This is a genomic window from Arthrobacter sp. NPDC055585 (assembly GCF_053619115.1).
In genome coordinates this window covers 342748-355023 of record NZ_JBSHIT010000003.1, presented here as the reverse complement: position 1 = coordinate 355023, position 12276 = coordinate 342748, and the positions used below count along the sequence as shown (strand labels likewise).

14 protein-coding genes are annotated in these 12276 nt (G+C 65.4%); 6 read left to right on the top strand and 8 right to left on the bottom strand.

What is annotated here, in order from left to right; translation table 11 throughout:
• Positions 1-4: 4 nt before the first annotated feature.
• Together ACWGQ2_RS07885 and fabG are read right to left on the bottom strand one after the other, a co-directional pair.
• The gene (locus ACWGQ2_RS07885) at positions 5-748 is read right to left on the bottom strand and encodes an SDR family oxidoreductase (RefSeq protein WP_452015984.1); all 744 of its coding nucleotides are present in this window, start codon (positions 746-748) and stop codon (positions 5-7) included.
• Between the two features lie 119 nt (positions 749-867).
• Entirely contained in the window at positions 868-1596 is a 729-nt protein-coding gene (fabG, locus tag ACWGQ2_RS07880; protein ID WP_452015982.1) for a 3-oxoacyl-ACP reductase FabG, read from the bottom strand.
• Positions 1597-1742: 146 nt separating this feature from the next.
• On the opposite strand from fabG, the gene ACWGQ2_RS07875 reads away from it, so the two are divergent.
• The 3 genes from ACWGQ2_RS07875 to ACWGQ2_RS07865 are packed head-to-tail and all read left to right on the top strand — an operon-like array spanning position 1743 to position 3268.
• On the top strand, positions 1743-2138 hold the full coding sequence (locus ACWGQ2_RS07875) for a DUF3099 domain-containing protein (protein WP_452015980.1): 396 nt from the start codon (positions 1743-1745) through the stop codon (positions 2136-2138).
• Positions 2135-2389 carry a hypothetical protein gene (locus ACWGQ2_RS07870; RefSeq protein ID WP_452015978.1) on the top strand — a complete coding sequence of 85 codons (255 nt, stop codon included), beginning with the start codon at positions 2135-2137 and terminating at the stop codon, positions 2387-2389. The genes ACWGQ2_RS07875 and ACWGQ2_RS07870 overlap by 4 nt, the downstream gene beginning before the upstream one ends.
• Positions 2390-3268: an SURF1 family cytochrome oxidase biogenesis protein gene (locus tag ACWGQ2_RS07865; protein ID WP_452015976.1), complete on the top strand. Its 879-nt coding sequence runs from the start codon at positions 2390-2392 to the stop codon at positions 3266-3268.
• Positions 3269-3351: 83 nt separating this feature from the next.
• Here the strand turns inward: ACWGQ2_RS07865 and ACWGQ2_RS07860 are convergent, their stop codons facing one another.
• Positions 3352-4950 carry an ABC-F family ATP-binding cassette domain-containing protein gene (locus tag ACWGQ2_RS07860; protein ID WP_452015974.1) on the bottom strand — a complete coding sequence of 533 codons (1599 nt, stop codon included), beginning with the start codon at positions 4948-4950 and terminating at the stop codon, positions 3352-3354.
• A 219-nt stretch (positions 4951-5169) separates the two neighbouring features.
• Here ACWGQ2_RS07860 and ACWGQ2_RS07855 point away from each other — a divergent pair, with 219 nt between their 5' ends.
• From ACWGQ2_RS07855 to ACWGQ2_RS07845, 3 genes are read left to right on the top strand one after another with little or no spacing between them, the layout of a single operon-like run.
• The gene (locus ACWGQ2_RS07855; RefSeq protein WP_452015972.1) at positions 5170-5919 is read left to right on the top strand and encodes a biotin transporter BioY; all 750 of its coding nucleotides are present in this window, start codon (positions 5170-5172) and stop codon (positions 5917-5919) included.
• Complete coding sequence (locus ACWGQ2_RS07850; RefSeq protein WP_452015970.1) at positions 5916-6629, top strand: energy-coupling factor ABC transporter ATP-binding protein; 714 nt, start codon at positions 5916-5918, stop codon at positions 6627-6629. The genes ACWGQ2_RS07855 and ACWGQ2_RS07850 overlap by 4 nt, the downstream gene beginning before the upstream one ends.
• An 8-nt stretch (positions 6630-6637) precedes the next feature.
• Positions 6638-7249 (top strand): energy-coupling factor transporter transmembrane component T family protein, encoded by a 612-nt coding sequence (locus ACWGQ2_RS07845; RefSeq protein WP_452015968.1) that lies wholly within the window; start codon positions 6638-6640, stop codon positions 7247-7249.
• Positions 7250-7350: 101 nt separating this feature from the next.
• Here the strand turns inward: ACWGQ2_RS07845 and ACWGQ2_RS07840 are convergent, their stop codons facing one another.
• From ACWGQ2_RS07840 to ACWGQ2_RS07820, 5 genes are all read right to left on the bottom strand, one after another.
• Entirely contained in the window at positions 7351-7680 is a 330-nt protein-coding gene (locus tag ACWGQ2_RS07840; RefSeq protein WP_152228009.1) for a metal-sulfur cluster assembly factor, read from the bottom strand.
• Between the two features lie 35 nt (positions 7681-7715).
• The gene (gene sufC / locus ACWGQ2_RS07835; protein ID WP_452015966.1) at positions 7716-8486 is read right to left on the bottom strand and encodes a Fe-S cluster assembly ATPase SufC; all 771 of its coding nucleotides are present in this window, start codon (positions 8484-8486) and stop codon (positions 7716-7718) included.
• Positions 8487-8551: 65 nt separating this feature from the next.
• On the bottom strand, positions 8552-9907 hold the full coding sequence (gene sufD, locus ACWGQ2_RS07830) for a Fe-S cluster assembly protein SufD (RefSeq protein WP_452015964.1): 1356 nt from the start codon (positions 9905-9907) through the stop codon (positions 8552-8554).
• Positions 9907-11379: a Fe-S cluster assembly protein SufB gene (gene sufB / locus ACWGQ2_RS07825; protein WP_422399441.1), complete on the bottom strand. Its 1473-nt coding sequence runs from the start codon at positions 11377-11379 to the stop codon at positions 9907-9909. The genes sufD and sufB overlap by 1 nt, the downstream gene beginning before the upstream one ends.
• On the bottom strand, positions 11379-12197 hold the full coding sequence (locus tag ACWGQ2_RS07820) for a helix-turn-helix transcriptional regulator (protein ID WP_452015961.1): 819 nt from the start codon (positions 12195-12197) through the stop codon (positions 11379-11381). The genes sufB and ACWGQ2_RS07820 overlap by 1 nt, the downstream gene beginning before the upstream one ends.
• Positions 12198-12276 lie beyond the last annotated feature (79 nt).

Genomic DNA, 12276 nt, shown 5'->3' with positions numbered 1-12276 from the left:
GCGCCTAGGCGCTGAGGTAGTCCGCTCCGCCCACGTACTCGGTGTGCCCGGTCGGCGCATCGGCAAGGGCCATGCGGGCTACCTCGGCGGCAAACTCCTCAACGGAGTAGAGCCGGCCGGCTTCTTCACGGCGTGCCTCAATTGCACCCGGGTTGGCACGGTCCAGCAGGGTGGCCGTGACCGTGCCTTCGATCATGTCGCCGGAAACAACAACGAGCGAGATGCCCTTTTCCTCCAGCTCCGGGATCCGTGCGCGCAGCGCGTCTTCCCCGGCGCGCTTGCTCCGGGCGACGGGCTCATACTCCGGCATGGTGGGAACAGTGTTGATGAAGTGGGCCTGATGGCTGGTCACGAAGACCACCCGCGAGCCCGGCTTCATCTGCGCAGCCGCAGCGGTGAGCATGTTGACCTGGGCGTCGCGGTTCAGCTTGAGCGCGTAGTCCTCCTCCACGCCCGTTTCCATACCGCCCGAGGCATTCAGCACCAGCACATCCAGGCTCCCGAAGGAATCCAGGGCGGCGTCCACCAGCGCGGCGGGTCCTTCGGGAGACGTCAGGTCCGCGCCGACGGCAACGGCCCGGCCGCCCGCGGCTTCGATTCCGGCAACTACCTTGTTGGCCCGGGGTGCCTTCTGGCGGTAGTTGACGACCACGCCTGCGCCTTCTGCGGCGAGCAGTTTTGCGACTTCAGCGCCGATGCCGCGGGATGATCCGGTAACGATTGCCGCTTTGTGCTCGAGCTGGCCCATAAGTACTCCTTTGTGGAAATTAGCTAAAGATGTGCTCTCTGCTTCCCATCCTGCCAGCAGGTGCCGGCGGGCGCGTTGGTGGAAACCTCCAAGGAATACCCCGCCGGCATGCGTGCGCGCTAGTGTCCCATTCCCAGTCCGCCGTCCACGGGGATGACTGCGCCGGAAATGTATCCGGCTTCCGGGCCGGCGATCCAGCGGACAACGCCGGCCACTTCCTCGGGAGCGGCGAAGCGGCCGGCAGGGATCGAAGACAGGTAGTTCTTCTGCGTGTCCTCCGGCAGGGCCCGGGTCATGTCCGTGTCGATGAACCCGGGCGCTACGACGTTGGCGGTGATGTTCCGCGAACCCAGTTCACGGGTCAGGGAGCGTGCAATGCCCACCAGGCCGGCCTTGGACGCGGCGTAGTTGACCTGTCCCGGGGATCCGTAGAGCCCCACGACCGAGGAAATCAGTACAACCCGGCCGCGGCGCAGCTTCAGCATGCCCTTGGAAGCACGCTTGACCACGCGGAAGGCTCCGGTGAGGTTGGTGTCCACTACGTCGGTGAAGTCTTCTTCGCTCATGCGCAGCAGCAGGGTGTCGCGGGTGATTCCTGCGTTGGCCACCAGTACCTCGACGGGTCCGTGGGCGGTTTCCACCTCCGTGAACGCGGCATCTACGGAGGCCATGTCCGTGACGTCAGCCTTGACGCCGAGCATGCCCTCCGGGACGTCGCCGCTGCGGTAGGTAATGGCTACCTTGTCCCCGGCCTCCACAAATGCCTTGGCGATGGCCAGGCCTATGCCGCGGTTTCCGCCGGTGACGAGGACACTGCGGCCGGCCGGGGTCTGGGAATCGTTCTGCACAAAAAATCCTTACGGTTTGGGGCGGGGCATCAGAATCCGATCCTATCGGCGCGGGAGGCAACTACAAGTTCACTGGCAGCAGTGAGACAATGGGGGAATCTGTTTGGAGAGTGATGACCCAGTGATGATTCTGCGATGACCCAGGGATGAGAAAGCTATCCCGCCGCGGCGCCCGCATCCCGCGGATTACGGACGCCCGCTCGGCGCATACCGATGAGATGCACGCGCGCATGGTCAAGTACACAATTTCCATGAGCATTCGCATGGTGTGCCTTTTTATGCTCTTTTTTGTTCACGGCTGGATGCTGTGGGTGGTGGTGGCAGGCGCAGTCGTGCTGCCCTGGTTCGCCGTCGTCATCGCCAACGGAGGCAGCGACAGCAGCAACCTGGGCGGGGACTCTCCGTACGAAGCTTCCGCTCCCCAGCAGCTTGAGGCGCGTGTGTCCCCCGCGCCGGACAACCCGGAGACCACTGTGCTCAGTGGGGAAATCATCGACGACGACGGCCCCACCGGCCGCGGAACGCAGGCACCGGGCGCATGAACCTGCTTGACCAGTTATCCGGCGGAGCCGGTTCCGAAGACCGTGCCCGCTGTTCCCGCAAAGGCTGCCGTGCCGACGCCGAGTGGCAGCTGCTGTGGAACAACCCCAAGATCCATACCCCTGAGCGCCGCAAAATCTGGCTGGCCTGCGGTGACCACCGCGGCTGGCTGGAAGAGTACCTGCAGGTCCGTTCCCTGTGGAAAGAAACGCTGCCCCTCCCCGGCACCGGAACCGAAAGCGACACCCCCTAGATGTACAAGTTCCTCCTCTCCAGCCGCTGGCTGGGCTGGTTCGCGCTGGTGTGTGCACTGGCAGCCGTCTGCGCGTTCCTGGGTACGTGGCAGCTCGAACGCCGCGATGCCATCCGCGAAGACATCGGCTGGGTGGAACAGAACTATTCCGCGGACCCGGTTCCCTTCGAGGAAGCGGCAGGATACTTCGAGGAATTCGATCCCTCGGCGGAATGGCTTCCGGTCGAGCTGACCGGCACCTACGACACCGCAAACCAGCGGATTGTCCGCAACCGTCCGCTGAGCGGGCGTCCCGGCTACGAGGTGCTGGTTCCCCTGAAGCTCGCGGACGGCACCGCCGTAGTGGTGAACCGCGGCTGGCTGCCGATCGGCGACAACGAGGCAGGCTGGCCGGACGACGTCCCTGCTGCTCCGGAGGGTGAAGTGACCGTCACCGCCCGGCTGAAGCCCGCGGAACCCACCCTGCTGCGCGGCGCTCCGGAAGGACAGCTGGCGTCGATTGACATCGCCGAGTACCAGGACCAGGTCGGGTACCCGCTTGAACAGGCTGCCTACGGCCTGATGGATACTGAAGATCCGGCACCGGCGAACCGGCCCGAAGCCGCACCGAAACCGGCACTGGACGAAGGCCCGCACCTCTCCTACGCCCTGCAGTGGTACGCCTTCGGCCTGCTCTTCTTCGTCGGGTTCGGCTACGCGGCCCGGCAGGAAGCCTGGAACATCATCGAGGCCGGTGAAGAAGAGGACGAAGACTGGGACGACGACGACGAGGTCCACTCGGCTGCGCCCGCTCCGCGCCGGACGCGGCCGGTGCGCAAGCGCCGCGGCCCCACCGGTGAGGAAGAGGAAGACGCCATCCTGGACGCCCAGGGCTTCTAGGTCCTCCTCCGGCTAACACCGAGTCACGTAAAAGGCCGCCGTCCCCGAAGGGGCGGCGGCCTTTTACGTGTATCGGCGCTGGGTTATGCCAGGGTGACGAGCTCCAGGTAACCCTCGTTCCAGTGGTCCTCGTCGCCGTCGGGCAGCAGGACGACGCGCTCCGGGTTCAGGGCCGCGACAGCACCTTCATCGTGGCTGACCATAACGACGGCGCCGGAGTAGTTGCTCAGCGCTCCCAGGATCTCCTCGCGGGAGGCAGGGTCAAGGTTGTTGGTGGGCTCGTCGAGGAGCAGGACGTTGGCCGAGGACGCCACGATGGTGGCCAGCGCCAGGCGCGTCTTCTCACCGCCGGAGAGCACACCGGCGGGCTTCTCAACATCGTCGCCGCTGAACATAAAGGAACCGAGCACGCTGCGGACCTCGGCGTCGTCCATGTCCGGCGCGGCGGAGCGCATGTTCTCCAGCACGGTGCGGTCCGTGTCCAGGGTTTCGTGCTCCTGGGCGTAGTAGCCGATCTTCAGGCCGTGTCCGGGAATGATGCGTCCGGTGTCCGGAGTGTCCACACCGGCCAGCATCCGCAGCAGGGTGGTTTTGCCGGCGCCGTTCAGGCCCAGGATGACCACCTTGGAGCCGCGGTCAATGGCGAGGTCCACGTCAGTGAAGATCTCCAGGGAGCCGTAGCTCTTGCTCAGGCCCTCGGCCATCATGGGGGTCTTGCCGCAGGGAGCGGGATCGGGGAAGCGCAGCGCTGCGACCCGGTCCGTGGCGCGCACGGAGTCCAGACCGCTCATCAGGCGGTCCACGCGCTTGAGCATGCTCTGTGCAGCGGAGGCGCCGGAGGCCCGGGCCTTCATCTTGTTGGCCTGTGCCAGCAGGGCTCCGGCCTTCTTCTCGGTGTTGGCGCGTTCGCGCTTGCGGGCGCGCTCATCCGTCTCACGCTGGATCTTGTAGCGCTTCCAGTCCATGTTGTAGATGTCGATCGTGGCGCGGTTGGCGTCCAGGCTGAAGACCTTATTGACGGTTGCTTCGAGCAGGCCGGTGTCGTGGCTGATCACAATCAGGCCGCCGGTGTGGTTCTTCAGGAACTCGCGCAGCCAGGTGATCGAGTCGGCGTCGAGGTGGTTGGTGGGCTCATCGAGCAGCATGGTCTCGGCGTCGGAGTACAGGATCCGGGCCAGCTCCACACGGCGGCGCTGGCCGCCGGAGAGGGTCTTCAGCGGCTGGTTGAGCAGCCGGTCCGGCAGGGCCAGGTTGGCGCAGATGGTGGCGGCCTCGGACTCGGCCGCGTATCCGCCGGCGGAGAGGAACTCCGCTTCGAGCCGGTCGTAGCGCTTCATGGCCTTCTCGGAGACCTTTGAATCGTCGCTGGCCATCTCGTCCTGGCACTTCTTCAGTTCCGTGAGGACCTTGTCCAGGCCGCGGGCGGAAAGGATGCGGTCGCGGGCGAGCTGCTCCATGTCCGGGGTGCGGGGGTCCTGCGGCAGGTAACCGATGTCGCCGGTGCGCTTGATATGCCCGGCTGCCGGAAGGGTTTCCCCGGCGAGGACCTTGGTCAGCGTGGTCTTGCCGGCGCCGTTGCGGCCCACGAGTCCAATCTTGTCTCCCTTGTCCACACGGAATGAAACCGCTTCCATGAGCAGGCGTGCGCCGGCACGCAGCTCGAGTTCAGATACGGCAATCACTAAGGAGGAACCTTTCGGAGGAAATGGATTGGGTGCGCGTTGTACGCGTCTAGTACGCGGATTCTGCGAAGGCAGCCTTTCAAGTCTACCGGGTTTACCCGAATTGTAGGAACCCAACAAAGGAAAACGTGCCGGGGCGGGTCTAGTCTCGGCATTACCGGGGAAGTTCTCCCGGAGCACCCGCTTGCACCTTGTAGGACCCCAACGAAACGAGCACAAATGGCCCACGCCCCCGACCCCGCTGCGCCCGCGTCATTACCCGCACAGGTAACCTCCGGTCCGGACGCCTCCCCCGGTGTGTCCTCCCCCCGAGATGGCAGAAACGGCTCGAATGAGGGCTCTAACGGGCAGTTTCTGCTATCTCGGCGGGGGTGGAGCGCTGCGGACCTCTCCTACATCGCCGTCTTCGCGGCGCTGGTCGCGGCATTCTCGCTGCTGCCCGGAATCCCGCTGACGGCTGGTGTTCCCATCACGCTGCAGACCCTCGCCGTCATTCTGACCGGTATGGTCCTTGGCCCGGGACGCGGCGCCGCAGCCACAGGGCTGTATCTGGTGGCAGGCCTGGCCGGGCTGCCCGTCTTCAGCGGCTTCAGTTCCGGCCTCGGTGTGCTCGCCGGGCCCTCGGCAGGTTACCTGCTCTCCTTCCCGCTGGCCGCCTTCGTGGCCGGGCTGCTGGTGCGCTTCCTGCTGCGCCGGATCCGCCGGGCACGCTTCGCCACGCTCTTTGCCGCCGGACTCGGTACCAGCTTCCTGGTAGTCCATCCGCTGGGCATCGCCGGCATGATGCTCAACGCGAACCTGTCCTTTCCTGCCGCACTGGGCGCCGATGTGATGTTCTGGCCGGGCGACGTCCTGAAGAACCTGGCCGCTGCAGCAGTGGCGGTCAGCGTCTTCGCCGCGTTCCCGCGGCTGTCCTCGGCAGCGAAGCCGGGAGCGCAGCCGGGACGGACGCCGGCACGCCGAAAATGACTGTTGAGTTCCGCGCAGCCGGGGTTCGGGCACCCGACGCCGCACCCGAAGACCCGCCCATCCTGCATCCGGTATCGCTGCAGCTCAGCGAGCCCCGTATCGCCGTGATCGGCGGCAACGGGTCGGGCAAATCCACCCTCCTGCGGCTGATCAACGGCCTGCTGCTGCCCTCCAGCGGCAGCGTGAGCGTCGACGGGGCAGACACTGCGCGCCAGGGGTCCTCGGTACGGCGGCGGGTGGGCTTTGTGTTCACCGATCCGCTCTCCCAGCTGGTCATGCCCACGGGGCGGGACGACGTCGAACTCTCCCTGCGCCGTAGCATCCGCAACCCTGCCGCGCGGCGGGCCGCGGCGGAGCAGACGCTGGAGCGTTTTGGCCTGCTGCACCTGGCCGACCGCAGCATCTACGACCTCTCCGGCGGTGAACGCCAGCTGATGGCCCTGGCGGCAGTCCTGGCAACGGATCCCGGTGTGCTGGTGGCTGATGAACCCAGCACCCTGCTGGACCTGCGCAACACCGCCCGGCTCCGGAGGATCCTGGCAGGTCTGCCCCAGCAGATCATCTTCACCACGCACGACCTGGACTTCGCCGGCGACGCGCAGCGTGTGCTGGTGGTGGACAACGGACGGATCGTCGCCGACGGGCCGCCGGCGCAGAGCATTGCGGCATACCGGCAGCTTGCGGCATCGGCGGACGGCGTGAGCCGGTGAAAAACAGCATGCACCTCGGAGCGTACCGTCCCGGCACCAGCCGGGTGCACCGCGCTCCCCTGTGGCTGAAGGCCACGGTGATCGTGCTGGCCTCGCTGGCGACTCTGGTTGCCGGCCACCCGGCGGCCACCGGCGCGGCGGCACTGCTGACCGTGCTTGGCTATGCCGGAGCCGGGCTGCTGCGCGAGCTGCCCCGGCCGCTGACGCTGATGTGGCCGGTGCTGCTGATTCTGGGGGCCTACCAGTTCTGGTCAGCCGGAATCTGGACAGCTCTGACTGTGACCGGCAACATCACTGTCTGCGCGCTGGCCGCCCGGCTGCTGGTGCTCACTGTTCCGGTGCCGGAACTGCTCGACGGCGTTGTGGCGCTGGTGCGGCCGCTGCGAGTTCTGGGCGCAGATCCCGAGCGGTTCGGCCTGGCGCTGGCTCTGATGCTTCGCAGCGTTCCCTACCTGCTGGGGTCCGCCGCGGATGTGCGGAACTCTGCGAAGGCACGCGGACTGGAACGTAATCCCCGGGCACTTGCCGTACCCGTGGTGATCAGGGCAGTGGCCTACGCCCAGCAGACCGGAGATGCCCTCGCCGCGCGGGGCATCGGTGAGCCGGACGGGATGCGTTGAGCCGGAGGGAAAGCGTTAAGCAGGGGCTGCCTCAGCGGTACGCGAGAAGGGCGGACACCCCGGTGTGGGGTGCCCGCCCTTCTAGCGTGCTGAATAAGTGCCTAGATGTTGAAGCCCAGGGCCCGCATCTGGTCACGGCCGTCGTCAGTGATCTTTTCCGGACCCCACGGCGGCATCCACACCCAGTTCAGCCGGAACTCGTCGACGATCCCTTCCAGGGCCTTGCCGGTCTGCTCCTCGATGACATCGGTCAGCGGGCAGGCAGCGGTGGTCAGGGTCATGTCGATGAGCAGGGCTCCGTCCTCGGCGTACTTCAGCCCGTACAGCAGGCCCAGGTCGACGACGTTCACCCCCAGCTCGGGGTCAATGACGTCCTTGAGGGCCTCTTCGACGTCCTCCAGGGACGTCTGGGCCAGGTTGGCGTCGCTCATGTTCTGCTCCTCGTATTCCGGCGTGCCTGGTGTGCTCAGGCGCTGACTGCGCCGGCCTTGGTGAACCGGTCGTAGCCTTCTTCTTCAAGGCGGTCGGCAAGCTCGGGGCCGCCCTGCTCGGCGATCCGGCCGTCAACGAACACGTGCACGTAATCCGGCTTGATGTAGCGCAGGATCCGCGTGTAGTGCGTGATCAGCAGGGTACCCATGTTGCCGTTTGCGTGCTCGCGGTTGACACCTTCGGAGACAACCTTCAGCGCGTCAACGTCCAGGCCGGAGTCGGTCTCGTCAAGGATGGCGAACTTGGGGTGGAAGAGCTCGAGCTGGAGGATTTCCACGCGCTTCTTCTCACCGCCGGAGAAGCCCTCGTTGACGTTGCGCTGGGCGAAATCGGCGTCGATGCGCAGCTGGGACATGGCGTTCTTGACGTCCTTGGTCCAGTGGCGCAGGGACGGTGCTTCGCCGTCGATCGCGGTCTTGGCGGTGCGCAGGAAGTTGGTCATGGTGACACCCGGAACCTCGACCGGGTACTGCATGGCCAGGAAGAGACCTGCGCGGGCGCGCTCGTCAACGCTCATTTCAAGGACGTCTTCGCCGTCCAGGGTGATGGAACCGCTGTCAACGGTGTAGCGCGGGTGGCCTGCGATGGTGGAAGCCAGGGTGGACTTGCCGGAGCCGTTCGGGCCCATGATGGCGTGGGTCTCGCCCGTGTTGATGGTGAGGCTGACGCCCTTCAGGATCTGCTTCTTGACACCCTGTTCGGTCTCAATGCTGACGTGAAGGTCCTTGATTTCAAGAGTGGACATGCGTAGTTTCGCTTTCTCTTTGCACGCGTGCGGTGCGGTCTGCAGGTTGGGAGGAAAGAAAGGGCCTAAGCCTCGACGACGGCGAGCTCGCGCTCAACGGCGGCGGTCAGGCGCTCTTCCAGTTCCGGAACCTTGATCTGCTGGATGATTTCGTTCAGGAAGCCGCGCACCACAAGGCGGCGAGCAATGTCCTCGGGGATACCCCGGGCCATCAGGTAGAACAGATGCTCGTCGTCGAACCGGCCGGTGGCGCTGGCGTGGCCGGCACCCTCGATCAGACCGGTTTCGATCTCGAGGTTGGGAACGGAGTCCGCACGGCCGCCGTCGGTGAGCAGCAGGTTCCGGTTCACCTCGTAGGTGTCGGTTCCTTCGGCTTCCTTGCGGATCAGCACGTCGCCAACCCAGACGGTGTGCGCGTCCTTGCCCTGCAGGGCACCCTTGTACATCACGCGGGACTTGCAGTTGGCCACGGCGTGGTCAACGAAGAGCCGCTGCTCCAGGTGCTGGCCGGCGTCGGCGTAGTACAGGCCGAACATCTCGACGTCGCCGCCGGTGGCGGTGAACTTCGAGGACGGCGTGATGCGCACCAGATCGCCGCCGAGGCTGACGGCGACGTGCTTGAAGCGGGCGTCGCGGCCAATCCGGGCGTACTGGGCGGAAGCGTGGACGGCGTCGTCGTCCCAGTCCTGCACAGTAATAACGGTCAGTTCCGCGCCGTCGCCGACGAGGATCTCCACGTTCTGGGACAGCGTGGCAGAGCCCTTGTGGTCCAGCACCACGACGGCCTTGGAGAAGGCGCCGGCCTCAATGACAATGTGCTGGGCGGCGGGCTCGGTGCCGGCACCGGTGATGGACAGCGTGATGGTGCCCTCAGCCTGCGTTTCCTTCGGAATGCTGACCAGGGTGGCCTCGGTGAAGGCTTCCCAGGCTGCGGCTGCCACCAGGTCCTCCGGAATGCCGGCAGTGCCGATGCGGGAGTCGTCGCGGCTGATTCCGGCCACGGTGACACCCTCAGGAGCGACGACGGCGACCTCGGGGGCGGTGCCCGTCAGTTCGGAGGTGTGCAGGCCGCGCAGGCGCTTCAGCGGGGTAAACCGCCAGTCCTCTTCACGGCCGGTCAGCTTGCCGAAATCGGCACGGTTGAAGGAAGTCAGGCGCCCGGCGCGGGAACTGTCGGGGATGCCTGCCCCGCCGCCGTGGCTGTGGGACTTGCTGCTGTCGCCGCCCAGGACGGGGGAAGAATCGTTCAGCGGGGAGAGGTTTTCGCCCTCCTCGGTGAAACCGTCAATGCGGACCCGGCGGTCCCCTGAGGGAGCCCCGATGCGCGCCTTGACGCCTTCCACTGCATTGCTGACCTTCTCGGCTACGGTTTCAGCGACGTTCTCGGCTGCGTTTACTACGGTGTCGTTGAGCTTCGACATTAACCGACGGCTCCTTCCATCTGGAGTTCGATGAGGCGGTTGAGTTCAAGGGCGTATTCCATCGGCAGTTCACGCGCGATCGGCTCGATAAAGCCGCGCACGATCATGGCCATTGCCTCGTCCTCGGGAAGGCCGCGGGACATCAGGTAGAACAGCTGCTCCTCGCTGACCCGCGAGACAGTTGCTTCGTGGCCCATGGTCACGTCGTCTTCGCGGATATCCACGTAGGGGTAGGTGTCCGAGCGGGAAATGGTGTCCACCAGCAGGGCGTCACAGCGGACGGTGTTGGCGGAGTTCTTTGCACCTTCACGGACCTGGACCAGGCCGCGGTAGGCAGCACGGCCGCCGCCGCGGGCAACGGACTTGGAGATGATCGAGCTCTTGGTGTTCGGAGCAATGTGGACCATCTTCGAGCCGGTGTCCTGGTGCTGGCCTTCGCCGGCGAAGGCGATGGAAAGGGTCTCGCCCTTGGCATGCTCGCCAACCAGGTAGACAGCCGGGTACTTCATGGTCACCTTGGAACCGATGTTGCCGTCGATCCACTCCATGGTGGCGCCTTCGTGTGCAATGGCGCGCTTGGTCACCAGGTTGTACACGTTGTTCGACCAGTTCTGGATGGTGGTGTAGCGGACGCGGGCGCCCTTCTTCACGATGATCTCGACGACGGCGGAGTGCAGCGAGTCCGAGGTGTAGATCGGAGCGGTGCAGCCTTCGATGTAGTGGACGTAGGAGTCCTCGTCAGCGATGATCAGCGTGCGCTCGAACTGGCCCATGTTTTCCGTGTTGATGCGGAAGTAGGCCTGCAGCGGAATCTCGACGTGGACACCCTTGGGGACGTACACGAACGATCCGCCGGACCAGACGGCAGTGTTCAGCGAACCGAACTTGTTATCGCCAACCGGGATGACGGTGCCGAAGTACTCCTGGAAGATTTCCGGGTGTTCCTTCAGTGCCGTGTCGGTGTCCAGGAAGATAACGCCCTGGCGTTCCAGGTCCTCACGGAGCTGGTGGTACACAACTTCCGACTCGTACTGTGCAGCGACACCGGAAACCAGGCGGCCGCGCTCAGCTTCGGGGATGCCGAGCTTCTCGTACGTGTTGCGGATGTCCTCGGGGAGGTCTTCCCAGGTGTTCGCCTGCTTCTCCGTGGAGCGCACGAAGTACTTGATGTTGTCGAAGTCGATACCGGAGAGGTCTGCGCCCCAGGTCGGCATGGGCTTGCGGTCGAAGTACTTCAGCCCTTTGAGGCGGAGGTCCAGCATCCATTCCGGCTCGTTCTTCTTCGCCGAAATGTCACGGACAACCTCCTCTGAGAGGCCGCGGCGGGCGTTGGACCCGGCGACATCTGAGTCGGCCCAGCCGTACTCGTAGGTACCAATGCCCTCGAGCTCGGGGTTCTTTTCCAGAATGTCTGAAATCACGGAATCGGGCACCGCAGGTGCCTCTGCCTTCCGGGTTACTTGATCCGTCATCACGGCCTTTCTTGCTGATGAGTGGATGTGGACTGGGTGGTTGCGGAGCCCACCGGCTGGTGAGGCGCAGACTTCGAACGGCCCACGGGGATGTGGGTCGTACAAACGTGCCCGCCGCGGGAAAGCGTGGACAGCCTGCGCACGTCCACCCCCAGCAGCCGGGAGAAAACTTCGGTCTCCTTGTCACAGAAGACGGGGTAGGCGCTTGCCAGCGCCTGGATGGGGCAGTGCCCCTGGCACAGCTGGATGCTCAGCAGGGTGCTGGGTGTCCGGCTGGTGCCGATCATGGTTGTGGACGCCACGAAACCGTCCCTGGTCAGTTCGGCGGAGAGTGCCTGGGCGCGGTCCTCCAGAGAGGGGCCGGCGGCGTCGAGCACCGGCCGGTACCGTTCTTCCATCTTCTGGAACCGTGCCGCAGCGAAAGCCTCAATAGCTTCCGGTCCCGCAGCGGCGCCGAGTGCCCGGAGTGCCTCCGTGGCGATGGTCAGATAGTCATTGCCCAGGTAGGACTGGCCCTGCTGGCTCACCACATAGCGGCGGGCCGGGCGTCCTGCTCCCGCTCCCGGGCTGGAGACCCGCTTGACCTCGATCAGGCCCTGGCGCTCCAGCGCATCAAGGTGCCGGCGGACGGCAGCCGGTGTGAAGCCGAGGCGTTCGCCCAGCTCCGCGGCACTGACCGGACCGTGTTCCAGCACTGCACCGAGTACGCGGTCCCGGGTGCGCTCTTCCGACTCCCTGGCAGCAGGCTGCGGGGCGGGTTTCACCGCCCCGTTGTCCGCCGGAGGGGTCTCCGTCTCTGAACTCTTCACAGAATACACAACACAATCATGACCTAATCCATTCCTCAAGGCTACTAAGGCGATGCTTCCCAAGGGTGCGGCGGCGGGTGCGCGAGGG